The organism is Hydrogenivirga sp. 128-5-R1-1, assembly GCF_000171895.1.
In genome coordinates this window covers 338,388-354,388 of sequence record NZ_ABHJ01000001.1, presented here as the reverse complement: position 1 = coordinate 354,388, position 16,001 = coordinate 338,388, and the positions used below count along the sequence as shown (strand labels likewise).

Here is a 16,001-nt window from a genome sequence, read left to right as displayed (position 1 = left end):
CCCGTACAATTTCAAGTATTTATAATCCTTCTGTAGGGATGGGGAAGTTGGCGAGCTTTCTTATATCAAGGACGACCCGAAGGGTCGTGGTTCTAAAAAAGAAAGGGAAAAGGTTTGAGGTTGAGCTTGTTGATAGGGGCGCCCAGGTGCTTGACGAGCACAGGGACGAGAACGCCTACATCTCAATATCCTACCCAGAGCTCATACACGAAAGGCTTGAGCTACCGCCTGTTCAGGACGAGGACACCCTGAGGGTTCTGATAAAGAAGGGTCTCTCCGAGAGTGCGGGCGTATCGGAAGAGGTGTTTATAGTTTACAGGGAGGCTGAGGAGGAGTCTGGTGCTCAGAAGAAGAGTCTGCGTGTCTTCGCTCTGCCCACGTCCGCTCTTCAGAGCCTAAATCTGGACGAGGAGATCATAAGAGAGTCTCAGTTCTTCACCCTGTCCCAGTTGTCCGTGGCGGGGATTTCAAGGTTCGTATCCGCCGACCAGACCGTGTTCCATGTTTTTCTTGACGAGGATACACTGACAATGACCGTCAGCTCCGGCGATGAGGTTCTGTACACGCGCTCGGTTGCAATACCACCCTATGCACGGGAAACAGGGCTGGAGGACTTTCTCTACGAGAACATAAACATGACCTACATATTCGTAGCCCAGAGGAGCAACATACCAGTGGATTTGATACTACTGAGCGGTGAAGCCATAAAGATGGACTCCCTTGCGGAGAGTCTCGTCCAGCTTACCTCCGGAGGTGTAGCGGTGCCGGTGCCGTCGGGCACATTTGGGGGAATTAATGGAGAGACCTTCAATGAGTTTCTGCCCTGCTTTGGAACGCTCCTGCTCCCAGAGGATTACGACTTTTCGCCCGAGGATGTGAAAGAGCGAAGGGCTTTCAAGAGGTTCCTTGGTAGAGCTCTCCCTGTTCTAGGGTTGTTTTTACTCCTGCTGCTGCCCCTCTTCGGTATAAGGCTCTACTCCCTCTACTCAACCTCCGAGAGGATAGACGGGCTTTCCCGGCTAATTGAGCTTCAGGCGAGGAGTCTGCTGAAAGACCCCACTCTGAAGGAACCTCTGTTCACTTACTACAAGACCTACCTCGGAGCGATTGACGAGTCCCGTCTTAGGAACCCACTGCGGGTGCTCAGCGACATGGAAGGTCTGATAAGGCTCGTAAGGGCTAAAGCCTACGCTATGGAGGTTCAGAATGACAAACTGAGGGTGCAGGTTTATATAGAGAAGCGGTTTCCGCGTCTCTACGATATGACGCTCTTTCAGGAAAAGCTGAGTAAGCTCCTTGAGGAGCTCGGGTCAAAGGGATACAGCTACAGGACGGAGTCCGAGAACAGGGACTTGAAGAACAACCGCCTGAGTGTCATGCTCATAGTGGAGAAGGGAATATGAGCTTTAGGTATGCCCTTTACGTAATCCTCCTTCTGCTCCTGTCCACACTGCTGTTCCTTTACCAAGAGCTCGGCGGAGTGGAAGAGCGCTTAGAGAAAAAAGAGCACGAGTTGATAAGGCTGAAGGCTGAGCTGAGCAGAAAGAAGACCCTTGCGGAGCGCTTCAAGGAGAGGTTAAGGGAGGAAAACATAGAACCCCTATCCGAAAGGGAAGCCCTTGAGCGACTTTTCGGCTTTATAGATGAGCTGAAGACTTCGTACGAGCTCAGGGTTACGAAGGATATACGAAAGGAAGGGAACTCCTGGGTGGTTAACCTGAAGCTTAGCCTTGAACCTTCAGACAGCAAGGAGCTTGTGCGAAAGCTCAAGAGGCTCATGGGAAGGAACTCACCGATCGTTTTTATTGAGAGGGTGGCTGTTGTGGCAGAACCCCTGCCCACAGTTGAGATTGACGTATCCCTGAAACAGCCCTTTATGGAGAATAGGAATGAAGCTGACAGTGTATAAGCTGATGCTCCTTCTGCCTGTACCGCTGAGCGTGGTTGTGGGTTACTACGTATCCGGGCTGCTCGCCTCCGGTGTGGAGGAAAGGCTTGTTCCCACAACAGGTAAAGAATTACACACACTTCCCGATTTTGAGTTTAAGGAGGTTGAATTCAACCCGGAGGTCGTAAACGTGCTTTCATACATAGATTTGAAACCAAAGAAGGCGGAGAAGCCACCGGCAGAAACCGGGAAGGAGCCGGAGAAACCTCCCACCTATGTCCTCAGCTTCACCTATGTCGGTGAGAGAAGGAGGTATGCGATAATCAACGGAATGCTCGTTAAAGAGGGAGACAGGCTGTCTCCTGAGGAGAAGGTGGTAAGGATCACCAGAGAAGGCGTGCTCCTTTCCGGAAAGTGGGGGAAGAGATGGTTAAGGGTTTCGGAGTAGTTTTACTGCTCATATCGTCCGTGCTGCTCTCCTGCGCCCAGAAGTCCGAGGAGGTTGATAAGACCGCTAAAGCGGTGTCTAAGGAGATAGAGAACAAACGCATAGAGGTTCAGAGGCAGAGCACAACGCCACCTCCACCCGCAGACACCCCGCCACCGATCCTCGCGCCCACCTACAGGGAGATAGACCCCTTTGAGGGAAAGACCTTCTCTATGTCCGCCGTTTCCGCACCCCTCACCAAAGTGCTCTACGCGATAGCCGACGGCTCCGGTCTAAACCTCATAGTGTCCCCAGAGGTTGATGTGAACAGGACGATCACCGCCACCTTCAACAACGTTCCCATGAAAGAAGCCCTTGAGATAATCATGGACATGACCGGACTTTACTACGAGGTCAGAGGCAACGTCCTGTACGTTAAAGAGTTCATGACGAAAACCTTCCGGATTCCCTACATACATACGACCACCAACTTTAACAGCTCCCTCGGAGGAGACGTGCTGGGTGGAGCCCTTACCAGTGGAGGCACCTACGGGACGGCTACCACAGGGGTTACCGCCGGAACTACCGGAGGAATAGGTGCAACCGGGCTGCGCGGCAACTTCACCCTTGACTACAAGAATCCGGAGGGGGCAAACGACCTCTACAAACAGCTTGAGGAGAACGTAAAGAACATGCTCTCCAAGGAGGGAAAGTTCGTTCTGAACAGGTTCACGGGCACACTCGTGGTAACGGACAGGCGCAGGAACGTGGAGAGGATAGAGAGGTTCGTAAAGGGGTTCGTGAGGAAGATAGGTAAGCAGGTTCTCATAGAGGCGAAGATAGTTGAGATAGCCCTATCGGATGTATTCCAGTACGGTATAGACTGGAGCACCTTCTTCAGAGATGTGTTCGGAACGGGAGCCAACGTTACCCTCTCCCAGACCCTCTCCATACCCACCGGAGGTTTCTTCAGCCTAAACGTTGTTTCTTCGGACTTCTCCACCCTCGTGAACGCCCTCGCCACCTACGGGAAGGTCTACACCCTCTCAAACCCGCGAATAATGGTTTCCAACGGACAGACAGCCCTAATAGCCACGGGTATAGTCACACCTTTTTTTGAGAGACAGGCGGTCACCATAACGGGCACTACGACCACCCAGATACAGGAGAACATAGTTAAGACGAACGTCCTTGAAGGCGTGCTCCTCGGGGTCACACCTTACATAGACGACAACGGCAGTATCGTCATGAACATAATTCCTGTTGCCACGCGCCTTGAAGGCTCCAAGACCCTTGAGGTAAACGGACAGGTTCTCGCGGAGGCACCGATCCTGAACATAAAGGAGACGGGAACGATAGTCCGCGTCAGGAACGGAGAGCTGGTAGTTATAGGCGGTCTTATAGGGGACGTTAGGAGCGTTCAGGAGAGGAAGGTTCCAGGGTTGGGAGACATACCTGTGCTCGGCTACCTCTTCAAAAGCAAGAGAACCGTCAAGGAAAAGAGGGAGCTGATCATATTCCTGAGACCGAGGATAATTGATAACATAGGACTTTAGGATGAGCCTCCTTATAGACGTCCTCAGAAAGTTCAAAGACAACGCCAGAAAAACCTCAGTACATCCGGTCATAGCCAAAGGTAAAGGCTCCGGAGAAACTTTAAAGAGGAAGGCTTTTATATTCCTTACGCCTCTCGTGCTCGTGAGTGCTGTCGGAGCATACTTCCTGACCCAGCTCGTGGTGGGTAGCTTTGAGCCCGCTCCGGTCAGGCAGATGCCCATAGAGCAATTGCAGGCTAAAGTCCCCGAAGAACCCCGAGAGCCTCTTGTAGAAGAACCACCTCCCAAGTCAAAACCGCAGGAGGTCGCACCGGAGAAACCCAAGCCAGCACCTCGTCAGGTCAAGACCAGAGTCCGTGAGCCTGTCAGGTCAAACGTGAATGAAGAGCCGGTAGAAAAGCTCGTCGGAGAGCTGAAAGAGCCCAGACCCGCCCCAAAACCAGCCCTCAACCTGAACAGCCTCCTCTACGAGGCTGACAGAAGCTTCAGGGAGGGTGATCTAAGAAGGAGCGCCGAGTTATATGAGAAGGCGCTGTCCCTGAAACCTCTGGAAAGTGCGGTAAACAACCTTCTCGTTACATACGCGAGGCTCGGGGAGTTCGCCAAGGCTGAGGAGCTGCTCAGGAGGTTCCCCGAGGAACGGTTTCTTTACTCTTACCTCGTGGAGCTGACCAAAAACGGTCGTCTTAACATAGCCCTTAAACTCTCCAAGAAGTTCCTTCACCTGGACAGAAAAGGTTACGTGCACTTCGCCCGTGGATACGTGTACGAACGGCTCGGGAGGGTCGGCGATGCCCTTGCGGAATACAGACGTGCCTATGAAAAGAACCCCGCAGACCCTTACCTTGCGTACAACTACGCCCGGCTTCTGGAGTCCGCAGGCATGTACAGAGAGGCTTACAGGCTCTATGAAAAGCTCAAGTCTCTGGAACTTGAGCCGAACTTGAAAGATATCGTGGAGCGGAGGCTGAGGTATCTTAAATTCATGGGTTTTTAAGATGAGAAGGGAAAAGGGACTGACGCTCATAGAGCTTGCGATAGTCCTGATAGTTCTGGGAATACTCTTAGGCATAGGAGCCGGGATAATAGGAGTTCTAATAAAGAGGGTTAAGTACAACGAGAGCAAGGAGATAGTCAACGCCGCCGTGGAGGGGATAATCGGGTACGCGACCTCAAATCGCAGACTCCCAGATAGCACCCAGCTGAGCTCTGCGGTCAGGTCAACCAAAGACTCATACGGCAAGGACTTAGCTTACGTTTACGATAATGCCCTTACAAGCACATCTACCTACGGATTCTGTGGGCTTACATCAACGAACATAACTGTTCGGGTGTGTCCGGATACAGCCTGCTCTTCTCCGATCCAAACGATAAACAACGTTGCCTTTATAATCATCAGCGGAGACGGAAACTATAACAATCAGACTGCAGGAACGGAGGGAGTAACATCCTCCAAGACCATAGATGTTTACGAGTACGGGGTATCGGTGGACAATTACGCTGGGGATATAGACAGGACTGAACCTTACGATGACATAGTCAAATGGGTTTCTCTGAACGAGCTTCAGAGTGCTCAGGGGTGTGAAGCCCTTACTATAACAAGCCCGTCAACCCTTCCAGCAGGGGTGGAGGACGACGCTTACACGTACACTCTCAGAGCTAACGGAGGCAGACCGCCCTACACGTGGAGCGGAAGTGTTGGAAGCGGACTTACACTATCTTCGGACGGTACGATAAGTGGGACTATAAACACAAATACCTCTACCTCAACGGGAGAAGTGAGCGGATGCTCCACTCAAATTACTTTCAACGCAACGGTTACGGACAGTGCTGGGCAGTCCGTATCCCAGAGCTTCACCATACCTGTCAACGCAAGACCTGTTGAGATAATAACCAACACACTCCCGGACGCTTACGAGGGGACGGCTTACAGTGCAGACATTGACGCCATAGGAGGCGATGGAAGCTACACCTTCTCCGGGAACAGTTTGCCCACTTGGATAACTCTTAACACGAGCACAGGAGTTTTATCTGGAACACCCCCAACTGACTCTGGATGTTCCGAGGGTGTGGAAAATTTCTCCGTAACAGCCTCTTCCTGTTCAAACACATACACGAAGGGTTTTTCAATAACCGTTAGAGACCCGGACTGTGGTAGCGGGGGTGGTGGAAGTAGTTGCTCTCCAATGTACCTCAGTCCATCCAGCGGAACAACTTTCAACGCAACAGTAGGAAACTTCTTCTCCCAATCTATACTGGTATCGGGTGGACAACCTCCTATAACCAATACAGGGTGTACACCTACAAGTTGTAGAGGCTTAACCCTTAGCTGTTCCAATACGGGAGCTACCATATCTGGCACACCTACGAGCCCAGGAACATGTACTTTCAACGTATCTTTTCAGGATAGTTGTTCACCCGCTCAATCCGTTTCTGGAAGTTATGCGGTAAACATATCTTGTGATCCTATAACAGGTTTTGCCAGCTCCCTTCCCAGTGGGGAGGTATGCAACTCATACTCAGGTTCTGTATCAGTTTTGGGAGGAACAGCCCCTTATTCTTGGAGCATAACCTCTGGGGCGTTGCCATTAGGATTATCCCTATGTCCAGCTAATACTTCCTCTACTTGTTCAATCTCGGGCACGGATATTTATGATTTTCCAAATACATACAACTTTACAGTTCAGGTTCAAGATACATGTGGACAAACATCTTCTCAATCTTTCTCAATAGCTGTAAGCTATCCATCGGGTGCAGAAGGTAGCAGCATGCAGGCATGCGTCAGTGGAGGAGGAATAAGGCTTTACGATAATAAGCCAGGAAGACTGTCTTACAGAACCTCGTCAAGCAGTACATGTGTGTCCGTATCTAATGGAGGTTATATGAACGTCCAACTCGGGGAAACATACACTCTGTATAGTGGTCAAAACTGCAATACTCAAATATGTGTTGTGAACTTCTGTCAGCTGTGGGATGTGGAATGGCAAAACTCCTACTCAAATTGCAGGGTTTCTATAACGGATAACAATTGTAGCTTTTCAGACTCATAAAGCTCACCTCACATACTTCCCGTTCACCCAACCCTCCACCTCCACATCTCCGTCTGAAAAGAGAACTTTGACCCAGGTCTCGGGACCTTCCTCCAGGACTCTCAGCTCGTCACCCTCCCGCAGGATGTAAACTACAGATGAGTTTGGGTCTGGCGCCTCCCTCATGTTCAGCATGGGGACACTCACAACGACCCTCTCACCGGCTTTTATACTGCGCTGGGTATCCTGCCTACCCATCACCTTCGCCGGAACGTGGGCTACACTCTGGGCACTTTTAAGGCTAAGGTAATCCATCAGCTTGCCAGCTCCTACCAGTAGAGCTCCAGCGATTAACAGACCTCCCACACCGGCGTAGAGGAGTGTCCTGCGGGCGCTCTCACCCCCGACCCTTATGCCTATGCTCTCACCTGCCTTCTTGACATGCTCAGGCTTTATCTCATGGCTCGTGTCCACGAAAGCCGCCATAAGAGCCCTCTCCATCAGGATATTTATAAGTCTCGGAATCCCTAAGGAGTACTTGTAAACGAGCCGGTAGGTTCTGGAATTCACCCTCAGGTTACCCCTGCCAGCCTTGACGAGTCTATAGTCTATGTAAGCTTTTGTCTCGTCTTCGGTAAAGTTCCTGAGCTTCACGAAAACCGTTATCCTCTGTTTCAGCTGCCTTAATTCCTTTGAGCTGAGCTTCTCCTCCAACTCGGGCTGACCGAGTAGTATTATCTGGAGTAGCTTTCTCTCGCTCGTCTCAAGGTTGGAGAGTATCCTGAGCTCTTCAAGGGTCTCCGTGGGAAGGTTCTGGGCTTCGTCAATTATTATGAGCACCTTCCTTCCCTTCTCCCTCTCCCCAATGAGGAAGTCCCTCAGCCGGGCGAACAACCTGTTCTTGGTCTCCCCCTCACTTTCTATGCCGAAGTCCTCAAGTATAGCTTCAAAGAGCTCTTCGGGTGATAGGTTTGGAAAGAGAACGTAGGCAAACTTGACCTCCTTTTCAGGCAACTCATCTATGAACTTCCTTATGGTTAGGGTCTTACCTGTTCCCGGCTCCCCTATGATCACGGCGAAGCCCTCTTCCGTCTCCAGTAGATACCTCAGGGAGGAGAGAGCCTCCTGGTGGGACTCGGAGAGGAAGAAGTAGCTCGCATCGGGTGTGATCTTGAAGGGGTCGTCCCTAAGACCGAAAAACTCAAGGTAGTCTTTCATCTACCTAATTTTATAATTATCTAACCCTAAACACACAGGAGGTTTGTTATGGAAGGAGTCCCCAGCATGGAGGAGAGGCTCGTGGTCATAGTTGAAGAGTTCTTCAAGGACATAGATAAGAAGGAGCCCTTTGAAACGGAGCTCATGGATTTCAGGCTCAGGTTCAGGGCAAAGCTTCTGGAGATAATAACCTCCTTCCCCACAGACCCGGAGGTTGCCAACAGGAGTCTTGACTACACCCTTGACGGCATAGAGAGGATCATAAAGAAGGAGATAGACAGCCTCAACCTTGAGTCCGAAGAGGTAATGTTCCGCACCATACGGACGCTGAAGGTTGTAAACGAAGTTCTCAAGGAGTTCATGCACGAGGACAGGGTAAGGGACAAGAGGAAGCTCTCATCTATCACCGGCTTCATAGGGAATGCGGTGGAAAGGCTCAAGAGTGAGTACAAGAAACGCTTTGGCGGTCTCGTTGCGAGCATAAAGAGGCTCTTCGGTCTCGGCAGAAATCCGTGACACTCAATCCCCTTGACCTTGCGGTCTTCTTCTTCGCCTGGTTCTTTCAGGCTTTCACGGGCTTTGGAGCGGGCATATTCATAGTCGGCATCCTCTCGCTCCTGTACGACCCGAAGACAGTGATAGTTTCCTCCGCCGTAATAAACCTCTTCGGCACAGCCTTCATGTCCGCCCTGCTCCTGAAGAAGGTTAAACCGAGGTTTGACATACTTCTCCTGCTGATACTCGGCTCTGTGCCGGGCATATTCGTGGGAGCTAAGACCCTTTTATTTATTGATAGAGAGACGCTACGCGTGGTTATAGGAATTTTTATACTACTCCTCGGTCTTTACGACCTCCTCGTACAGAGGGGTGCACTCCTCAAGTTTTCCATGAGAGACAGAGCGAGGAACAGCCTCGCTGTGGGTTTTGTAGGCGGCTTCTTTGCGGGACTTATAGGCATGGGAGGACCTCCGCCCGTGGTTTACCTCAACCAGGTTCTTGAGGACTTGGATGAGTTCAAGACCACCCTGACCCTGTTCTTCACCTCAAACATAGTCTTCAGGATACTCTTCTACGGAATCCAGGGAGGTACGGAGCACTTCAGCCTCGGTTTGATATACGCAGGTGCGGTGGCTATACCCCTGGGGGTCTATCTCGGCCTTATACTCTCGCGGCGCGTCAGACCAGCTAACCTCAAGGTCTTTATATCCATAAGCGTAATGTTGCTCGGTGCAGCACTTGTCATAAAGCCCTAAAGGTGGTAATATGTTAACAGATGTTTACTAAGGAGATTCTGCTCTGGCTTCATGTTATTCTTGCAACCTTCTGGGTTGGCGGGATGATATTCCTCTCCCTCGTCATAGCCCCCTACATAAAGGACAAGCCCTTCAGGAACGAGGCTTTTCAGGAGGTCGGAAAGCGATTCAGCCTTTACGGAACAATGATCACCCTGTCCCTCCTCTTCATAACGGGAGTGGCTAACGCCTATCTCCTCCACGGTGGTTTCACCAGGCGCTCCATAATGGAGAAGCTTGGTGTGTTTCTGATCATAGTTGTAATATCCCTCGTTCATGACCTCTGGGCTGGGAAAAAAGCCCTGCATTCCGAATACCACAGGAGATGGGCTAAGTGGCTCGGTATAGCAAACCTCCTGCTGGGATTCCTCGCTGTGTACATGGGGGTCCGCATCAGGCTGGGCTTATAGGGAGGGGAAGCCCCTCCGGGGCTCTTCCAGAGCTAACCGACCTTGTAGATGTAGTGCGACAGCTCTTGGGGTATATTTCTTATTATTCCGGAGGTAAGAGATGATTGAGAAGAAGATGCTCGTGGGCGGAGAGTGGAAGGACAGCCCCCAAAAGATAGAGGTTGTTTATCCCTACACGGGAGAAGTGATAGGCAGGGTCCCTCAGGGAACGGAAGAGGACGTCTATACAGCCATAGAGAGGGCTAAGGAGGGCTTTAAGGAACTCTCAAGCATGACCGCCCACCAGAGGTATCAGATACTCATGAAGTCCGCCGATCTTTTAGAGGAGAGGGCAGAGGAATTTGCCAAGACGCTGGTCTATGAAGTGGGCAAGACCATAAAGGAGGCGAGAACGGAGGTAGCACGGGCTATCCAGACATTAATATTCTCAGCGGAAGAGGCGAAGAGGATAAACGGAGAGACCTTTCCCATAGACGCACACCCCAACGGTGTGGGTAAGGTAGGCTTTTACGTAAGGGTTCCCGTTGGCATAGTGTCCGCCATAACGCCCTTTAACTTCCCTCTCAACCTCTCCATGCACAAGGTAGCCCCTGCCATAGCTTGCGGAAATGCGGTTATACTCAAGCCCTCCGAGAGAACACCCCTTACCCCCATAATGCTTGCGGAGGTTCTCCTTGAAGCTGGGCTTCCACCAAAGGCTCTGTCGGTCATACCCGGATACGGAGATGTGGGCAAGGCTATGACCACCCACCCGGACGTCAGGGTAGTCTCCTTCACAGGAAGTAAGAAGGTGGGAGAACTCATAACCCGTCAGGTGGGCATAAAGAAGGTCGTCCTTGAGCTGGGATCTAACTCCGCCATAGTGGTTCACAAAGACGGAGACTTAGACAAGGCTGTTCAGAGGGCTGTGATGGGAGGATACGCCATAGCGGGTCAGGTCTGTATATCCGTCCAGAGGGTTTTCGTCCACGAGGAGATATTTGATGAGTTCACCAAAAAACTAAAAGATCATGTAAAGACGCTTCGCGTGGGAGATCCTATGGACGAAAATACGGACGTGGGTCCCATGATAACTCAGGGAGATGTCCTCAGGGTAAAAGAGTGGATAGATGAAGCTGTTGAAAAGGGAGCGAGACTTGAGACAGGAGGAGTCTCCGTGTCCGAGAAAACCGCTCTCTTTGAACCCACCGTCGTGTCCTTGGTCTCTCCGGAAACAAAGCTCTTTAAGGAGGAAGCCTTCGCACCTGTTGTGATAGTTGACCCTTACAGAGAGGTGGAGGAAGCCATAAAGATGGTGAATGATTCGGAGTACGGACTCCAGCTGGGAGTCTTCACAAACGACATAAAGGTGGCGTGGAAGTTCATAAAAGAGGCAGAGGTGGGCGGAGTCCTGATAAACGAGGGTCCCACCTTCAGGGTTGACCACCAGCCCTACGGAGGCTTCAAAAACTCCGGAATAGGCAGAGAGGGACCCAAGTTCGCGGTAGAAGACTACACGGAGATAAAGACGGTCATATTTGATCTGACTTAACAAAGGAGGTTTGCAGATGAGCATAAGGCACCAGATGAGACAGAAGGTTGAGAGTTTGTTCAAGAGTATGATAGATGACCCTGACTTTCCCAGAGAAGAGGAGGCGGTGGTTTACGTGGTATTTGTCCCTCAAGAGGGTGAAGTTTCAGAGGAGCAGATAGAGGTCTCCGAACAGGAGGTTGACCTTGAGGACAAGGAGAGCGTGAAGAGGTTTCTTGACAGGACTACCAGAGAGTCCTTGGAGGCGGACGTCAAGGGACAGAAGATCTACGGGTATGTATTTGAATCAGAGGAAGGGCTTAAAATAATTACTCAAGAGTCAGAAGACCTTTCGGATCTCATTCTCACGAGAATTGAGCGTATGAGAGAGGAGGTATGAAAGCCTGCGTTATACTTGCGGCTGGAGAAGGGAAGAGACTGGGTCTGCGTAAGCAGTTTATAGAGCTTCATGGCAAGCCTCTCTTTATGTATTCGGTTGAAAAAGCCCTGAAGATCTTTGACGAGGTAATACTCGTCCTGCCGAAGGATGTTCTATTGAACGTATCCGTCCCGTCGGAAGTGAAGAAGGTAGAGGGCGGTAAGGAGAGGCAGGACTCGGTTCTCAACGGCATACTGGAGACGGAGGCGGAAGTTGTCGTCGTCCACGATGCGGCAAGACCCTTGGCGACAGAGGAGATGTTCAGGGAGGTCTCCAACCTCGGAGACTACGAAGGCAAGATAGTGGCGGTTCCATCAAGGGACACCCTTAAGGAGGTGTCTTCCGAGACCATACTCAAGACCATAGACAGAACCCACATCTGGCTCGCCCAGACACCACAGGGCTTTAGGCGTAAGGTGTTGATAGAGTGTCACTTCAGGGCAAGAAATGAGGGATTTTATGGGACTGACGATGCGAGCCTCTTGGAGAGATACGGGCATAAGGTGGGCGTGGTTATGGGTTCTTACTGGAACGTAAAGCTAACTTACAGGGAAGACCTGCCCTTTATAGAGAGACTTCTCGCCAAGGAGGTTTAAGTATGAAGGTTCACATACCCAAATCAGTCCTGTTCCTGCACGCCTTTCCCCTGAACAAAGAGATGTTCAGACACCAGTTCCGTGCCCTTGAGGAGGAGGGCATACCTTACATTGCCCTTGACTATCCCGGATTCGGAGAGGAGCCTCCATACCCGGGAGAGGTCAGCGTGGAGACCTTAACGGACTATGTAGTATCAAAGATAAACGCCTTCGGCGTTAGAAAGGTCATTCCTGTAGGGGACAGCATGGGCGGTTACATAATGTTTGACCTCTGGAGGAGATACAAAGACTTGGTGGGAGGGTTCGTCTTTGTTGCCACGAGAGCGGAGGGAGAGACCTCTGAGGGCAAAAAAGCCCGTTACAACCTCATAGGCAGGGTGAAGGAGGAGGGAACAGCCTTCCTTATAGACACGATGATAGAGAACCAGACCTCTCCTAAGACTAAGGAAGACCAAGATAAGATAAGACAGCTGAGGTGTATGATGGAGAAAGCCACGCCGGAAGGCGTCGTTAAAACCCTGAGAGCCCTAGCGGAGAGGAAAGACAGCACGGATCTCCTGCCTTCTATAAGCGTCCCGACACTCGTAGTAGCAGGAGCGGACGACGATAAGGTAACACCACCGGAGGTGGTAAAAAAGATAGCTGAGGGAATAAAGGGTTCGGAGTACGTTGAAATTGAGAACTCCGCTCACCTACCACCCTTTGAAAACCCGGAGGCATTCAACGATAAGCTCTTGAGTTTCCTTAGGAGCGTGTTTTGAAGAGGTACGTATACGTACTCTCAGAAGATGAGCTGGGAGAACTCCTCGCCGAGAAACCCGTACCTATTGAGGTGCTCAGGAGAGAAGAAGGAAAGGTTGAGTTCGCCCTTTACGAGCCTCTCGGGTATCTCCAGCCTGTTAGGGTTGAGGAGGTGTCTGAAGACTGGAAGAACTGGAAGAGGGGCTTCGGTCCCGTGGATGTGGAAGATTTCGTTGTAATGCCCCCCTGGAAGACTCCCGTCTTCATAAAACCGGGAATGGCTTTCGGTACCGGATTACACCCGACCACCAAGATGTGTATAAGGCTCCTTAAAGAAGTCCTAAGAGAGGGGGATAGCCTTCTGGACGTTGGGTGCGGCAGCGGTATCCTGAGCATAGTTGCCAAGATGCTCGGTGCGAGCAGGGTGGTGGGTATAGACGTGAGCGAGGACGCCGTGCGTGAAAGCCTTGAGAACGCCGAGTTGAACGGAGTTAGCATAGAGGTTTATAGAAAGACTCCTTCGGAGTTAGAGGAGAGGTTTGAGGTCGTGGTCGCAAACCTTGAGATGCCCATATTCAGGAAAGAGCTAAGAAACATACTTCCACTGATGAACCGCGCAGCGGTCTTTTCAGGTATATACAAGAAGGAAGAGCTTGAGGAATTCCTCCACATGATTGAGCAGGAAGGCTTGAAAGCGGATAGAATATTGGAGGATGAAGATTGGTTCTGCATAGGGGTGGGAGATGGCTGGAATTAAAAAGCTCATAAGAACCATAGTTTTTCTCGCTCTTCTGGGAATCATAGGTTTTTCCCTTTACAACGTGTTCTTCCTAAAACCAAAGGTTGAGGGTCTTAAACAGCTTGAGAAGCTCCCCAAGAAAAAAGAGGTGAGCCTCGTAGTTTCGCCAAGAGCCTACGTAGACAAAGTATCGGTGGTGGCTATTCAGGGAAGCAGAGAGGTGGTTGTATTTGAAGGCAAGCTGCCCAAGAGGGTGAACGAGGTTTCCTTCACGATTGAGCCCAGAAAGCTCGGCATAAAGGACGGAGATGCCCGCATAGTCGTTGAGCTCACCCGGTTTTTCTTCCTCAAGGACAGCTTTGAGGTTAACTCCGTTGTGGATACTCAGCCGCCGAGGATTCAGCTTCTCTACGCCCCTTACGTAGTCCTGCAGGGAGGTTCAGGGGGCATAAGGGCTAAGGTCAGCGAACCGGTGGAGCTCTTCGTTGAGGTTGGAGATAGGCGATTCAAGTCTTACAAGGTGAGTGAAAAGGTCTATATAGCCCTCTTCGGCGTGCCCGTTACAACCTCTACGAGGGACGTCATAAAGGTGGTCGCCTTTGACGAGGTCGGCAACAGGACGGTGATACCCCTAGGCACGGGTATAAAGAGGAACAACTTCAAGACTTTCTGGATAGAGCTGAGGGGAAAGGAGAAGGTCATAAAACCCAAGCTCTACGCAATACTCGGTGGAGACCCTGAAGAACTTGACTTCGTTGAGCTCTTCAAAAAGGTCAACGAAGAGGTCAGACGTGAGAACGAAGCCAAGATAGCCGAGATAGGAAGAAACTCCGCCCAGCAGAGGTTCTGGAGGGGAAGGTTTATCCAGCTAAGAAACAGCAAAGTTCTATCAAGGTACGGGGAAAGAAGAAGGTACACCTACAGGGGAAAACTGATTAGCAAAAGCTGGCACTTGGGCTACGACTTGGCTTCCGTTAAAAATGCTAGAGTTCCCGCCGCCAACCACGGAGTTGTGGTCTTTGCGGGAGATCTGGGTATATACGGGAACACCGTGATAATAGACCACGGATACGGACTCATGACCCTTTACGCCCACCTTGCGGACTTTAAGGTTAAAGAGGGTGACGCGGTCAGGAAGGGACAGACCATAGGCTACACGGACACAACGGGACTCGCCTTCGGAGACCACCTACACTTTGGAGTTTTAATAGACGGATACGAGGTCACTCCCTTGGAGTGGTGGGATAGGAAGTGGATAAGGACGAGGATAGAGCCGGTGTTTTCAGAGTAGGTGGCAGAGCTTGTTGAGGTATGCGAGGGTAAATCCGTTTCCGTCGTACTCCAATAAACTCACACCCGTGTTGTCCATGTGAACAGACCAGAGGTTCTCAAGACCCAAACCTAAAGAGAGGCACACCATCCCGTGAAGGGTTCCTCCGTGCCCGACCACCGCTATATTTTTTTCATCGCACGTCTTGAGGTCTTCTAAGAAGCTCAAGATCCTCTTCTCAAACTCCTCCATGGGCTCCTGGGTTGGTAGCGGATTCTTGACGGGATCCTTGAGCCATCCCATCATCATCTCTCTCTCCTGGCTGAACAGATCCCAGAAGTTCCTACCCTCTAAGACTCCGAAGGACATCTCCCTTATTCTCTCGTCAACCTCCAACTCAAGCCCGAGGACGTCCGTTATTGTGAGAGCGGTTTTGTAAGCCCTTCGCTGTGGAGAGGTTATAACCCTCTCTATCTCTTTGTCTTGTAGGAACTTTGCCACCATCCTCGCTTGAACGAAGCCCAAGGGCGTGAGATCGCTGTCCAGCCTGCCCTGAAAGATACCCTTCTCGTTGAACTCACTCTGGGCGTGCCTTACGAGGTATATCTTTTTCATATCTGTTCAAACAGAACGTCAAGGACTTGAGCCTGTATGTCCACCTCCCAATTCTGGTAGTGCTCATCTCTGTTAACTATGAGAACTATACCGAGTATCTCAAAATAGAGGATCATCTTAGCGAGGTTGGCAAGACCACATATCCTCGCAGACCTAAGGTCCTTCAACTTCACCCTCGGGACGGGTTTTTCAGCTTCGCGAAAAACGTCAAGTAGTTCCTGTTTAAGGTTGTAGTATAAACTTTCAAAGTCGCAGGACATATAAACCTCCT

Annotated in this window: 18 protein-coding genes; 15 read left to right on the top strand and 3 right to left on the bottom strand. The window is 50.9% G+C overall.

The features are described from left to right. Positions 1-38 precede the first annotated feature (38 nt). Genes HG1285_RS15170 through HG1285_RS19025 form a run of 6 tightly spaced genes read left to right on the top strand, consistent with a single transcriptional unit; the run spans position 39 to position 6,921 of the window. Complete coding sequence (locus tag HG1285_RS15170) at positions 39-1,403, top strand: hypothetical protein (protein ID WP_008286188.1); 1,365 nt, start codon at positions 39-41, stop codon at positions 1,401-1,403. Then, positions 1,400-1,909, top strand: coding sequence for a hypothetical protein (locus HG1285_RS15175; RefSeq protein WP_008286187.1), 510 nt, complete (start codon positions 1,400-1,402; stop codon positions 1,907-1,909). The genes HG1285_RS15170 and HG1285_RS15175 overlap by 4 nt, the downstream gene beginning before the upstream one ends. Beyond that, on the top strand, positions 1,890-2,336 hold the full coding sequence (locus tag HG1285_RS15180) for a hypothetical protein (RefSeq protein ID WP_008286186.1): 447 nt from the start codon (positions 1,890-1,892) through the stop codon (positions 2,334-2,336). The genes HG1285_RS15175 and HG1285_RS15180 overlap by 20 nt, the downstream gene beginning before the upstream one ends. After that, a complete protein-coding gene (locus HG1285_RS15185) occupies positions 2,315-3,871 on the top strand; it encodes a secretin and TonB N-terminal domain-containing protein (protein WP_008286185.1) in 1,557 nt (518 codons plus the stop codon). The genes HG1285_RS15180 and HG1285_RS15185 overlap by 22 nt, the downstream gene beginning before the upstream one ends. Before the next feature lies 1 nt (position 3,872). Next, positions 3,873-4,868, top strand: coding sequence for a tetratricopeptide repeat protein (locus HG1285_RS15190; RefSeq protein WP_008286184.1), 996 nt, complete (start codon positions 3,873-3,875; stop codon positions 4,866-4,868). A gap of 1 nt (position 4,869) precedes the next feature. Next, positions 4,870-6,921: a putative Ig domain-containing protein gene (locus HG1285_RS19025; RefSeq protein WP_032496272.1), complete on the top strand. Its 2,052-nt coding sequence runs from the start codon at positions 4,870-4,872 to the stop codon at positions 6,919-6,921. Between the two features lie 3 nt (positions 6,922-6,924). Here HG1285_RS19025 and HG1285_RS15195 read toward each other — a convergent pair whose 3' ends face one another. Beyond that, positions 6,925-8,118 carry an AAA family ATPase gene (locus HG1285_RS15195; protein ID WP_008286182.1) on the bottom strand — a complete coding sequence of 398 codons (1,194 nt, stop codon included), beginning with the start codon at positions 8,116-8,118 and terminating at the stop codon, positions 6,925-6,927. Between the two features lie 48 nt (positions 8,119-8,166). Between HG1285_RS15195 and HG1285_RS15200 the strand changes: the two genes are divergently transcribed. The 9 genes from HG1285_RS15200 to HG1285_RS15240 all read left to right on the top strand — a co-directional run bounded on the left by HG1285_RS15200 (position 8,167) and on the right by HG1285_RS15240 (position 15,136). After that, on the top strand, positions 8,167-8,634 hold the full coding sequence (locus tag HG1285_RS15200; protein ID WP_008286181.1) for a hypothetical protein: 468 nt from the start codon (positions 8,167-8,169) through the stop codon (positions 8,632-8,634). Next, on the top strand, positions 8,631-9,371 hold the full coding sequence (locus HG1285_RS15205; RefSeq protein ID WP_008286180.1) for a sulfite exporter TauE/SafE family protein: 741 nt from the start codon (positions 8,631-8,633) through the stop codon (positions 9,369-9,371). Before HG1285_RS15200 ends, HG1285_RS15205 begins: the two co-directional genes overlap by 4 nt. Positions 9,372-9,391: 20 nt before the next feature. After that, a complete protein-coding gene (locus tag HG1285_RS15210; RefSeq protein ID WP_008286179.1) occupies positions 9,392-9,820 on the top strand; it encodes a DUF4149 domain-containing protein in 429 nt (142 codons plus the stop codon). 100 nt (positions 9,821-9,920) lie between these two features. After that, entirely contained in the window at positions 9,921-11,351 is a 1,431-nt protein-coding gene (locus HG1285_RS15215) for an aldehyde dehydrogenase family protein (protein WP_008286178.1), read from the top strand. A gap of 16 nt (positions 11,352-11,367) precedes the next feature. Further along, positions 11,368-11,730: a hypothetical protein gene (locus HG1285_RS15220; RefSeq protein ID WP_008286177.1), complete on the top strand. Its 363-nt coding sequence runs from the start codon at positions 11,368-11,370 to the stop codon at positions 11,728-11,730. Further along, complete coding sequence (gene ispD, locus HG1285_RS15225; protein ID WP_008286176.1) at positions 11,727-12,365, top strand: 2-C-methyl-D-erythritol 4-phosphate cytidylyltransferase; 639 nt, start codon at positions 11,727-11,729, stop codon at positions 12,363-12,365. Before HG1285_RS15220 ends, ispD begins: the two co-directional genes overlap by 4 nt. A gap of 2 nt (positions 12,366-12,367) precedes the next feature. Further along, positions 12,368-13,126: an alpha/beta fold hydrolase gene (locus tag HG1285_RS15230; RefSeq protein ID WP_008286175.1), complete on the top strand. Its 759-nt coding sequence runs from the start codon at positions 12,368-12,370 to the stop codon at positions 13,124-13,126. Further along, positions 13,123-13,863 carry a 50S ribosomal protein L11 methyltransferase gene (locus HG1285_RS15235; protein WP_008286174.1) on the top strand — a complete coding sequence of 247 codons (741 nt, stop codon included), beginning with the start codon at positions 13,123-13,125 and terminating at the stop codon, positions 13,861-13,863. The genes HG1285_RS15230 and HG1285_RS15235 overlap by 4 nt, the downstream gene beginning before the upstream one ends. Then, entirely contained in the window at positions 13,850-15,136 is a 1,287-nt protein-coding gene (locus HG1285_RS15240; protein ID WP_008286173.1) for a M23 family metallopeptidase, read from the top strand. The genes HG1285_RS15235 and HG1285_RS15240 overlap by 14 nt, the downstream gene beginning before the upstream one ends. Here the strand turns inward: HG1285_RS15240 and HG1285_RS15245 are convergent. After that, complete coding sequence (locus HG1285_RS15245) at positions 15,128-15,730, bottom strand: histidine phosphatase family protein (RefSeq protein ID WP_008286172.1); 603 nt, start codon at positions 15,728-15,730, stop codon at positions 15,128-15,130. The two genes, HG1285_RS15240 and HG1285_RS15245, sit on opposite strands and share 9 nt — an antisense overlap. Then, positions 15,727-15,990, bottom strand: coding sequence for a hypothetical protein (locus tag HG1285_RS15250; RefSeq protein ID WP_008286171.1), 264 nt, complete (start codon positions 15,988-15,990; stop codon positions 15,727-15,729). The genes HG1285_RS15245 and HG1285_RS15250 overlap by 4 nt, the downstream gene beginning before the upstream one ends. Positions 15,991-16,001: the final 11 nt, after the last annotated feature.

Excerpts from the sequence above, each read along its gene's own strand:
- HG1285_RS15215 (WP_008286178.1), top strand. The coding sequence starts at position 9,921 with ATGATTGAGAAGAAGATGCTCGTGGGCGGAGAGTGGAAGGACAGCCCC.
- HG1285_RS19025 (WP_032496272.1), top strand. The coding sequence starts at position 4,870 with ATGAGAAGGGAAAAGGGACTGACGCTCATAGAGCTTGCGATAGTCCTG.
- HG1285_RS15230 (WP_008286175.1), top strand. The coding sequence starts at position 12,368 with ATGAAGGTTCACATACCCAAATCAGTCCTGTTCCTGCACGCCTTTCCC.
- HG1285_RS15170 (WP_008286188.1), top strand. The coding sequence starts at position 39 with ATGGGGAAGTTGGCGAGCTTTCTTATATCAAGGACGACCCGAAGGGTC.
- HG1285_RS15180 (WP_008286186.1), top strand. The coding sequence starts at position 1,890 with ATGAAGCTGACAGTGTATAAGCTGATGCTCCTTCTGCCTGTACCGCTG.
- ispD (WP_008286176.1), top strand. The coding sequence starts at position 11,727 with ATGAAAGCCTGCGTTATACTTGCGGCTGGAGAAGGGAAGAGACTGGGT.
- HG1285_RS15195 (WP_008286182.1), bottom strand. The coding sequence starts at position 8,118 with ATGAAAGACTACCTTGAGTTTTTCGGTCTTAGGGACGACCCCTTCAAG.
- HG1285_RS15245 (WP_008286172.1), bottom strand. The coding sequence starts at position 15,730 with ATGAAAAAGATATACCTCGTAAGGCACGCCCAGAGTGAGTTCAACGAG.
- HG1285_RS15200 (WP_008286181.1), top strand. The coding sequence starts at position 8,167 with ATGGAAGGAGTCCCCAGCATGGAGGAGAGGCTCGTGGTCATAGTTGAA.
- HG1285_RS15175 (WP_008286187.1), top strand. The coding sequence starts at position 1,400 with ATGAGCTTTAGGTATGCCCTTTACGTAATCCTCCTTCTGCTCCTGTCC.
- HG1285_RS15185 (WP_008286185.1), top strand. The coding sequence starts at position 2,315 with ATGGTTAAGGGTTTCGGAGTAGTTTTACTGCTCATATCGTCCGTGCTG.
- HG1285_RS15250 (WP_008286171.1), bottom strand. The coding sequence starts at position 15,990 with ATGTCCTGCGACTTTGAAAGTTTATACTACAACCTTAAACAGGAACTA.
- HG1285_RS15220 (WP_008286177.1), top strand. The coding sequence starts at position 11,368 with ATGAGCATAAGGCACCAGATGAGACAGAAGGTTGAGAGTTTGTTCAAG.
- HG1285_RS15210 (WP_008286179.1), top strand. The coding sequence starts at position 9,392 with ATGTTTACTAAGGAGATTCTGCTCTGGCTTCATGTTATTCTTGCAACC.
- HG1285_RS15240 (WP_008286173.1), top strand. The coding sequence starts at position 13,850 with ATGGCTGGAATTAAAAAGCTCATAAGAACCATAGTTTTTCTCGCTCTT.
- HG1285_RS15190 (WP_008286184.1), top strand. The coding sequence starts at position 3,873 with ATGAGCCTCCTTATAGACGTCCTCAGAAAGTTCAAAGACAACGCCAGA.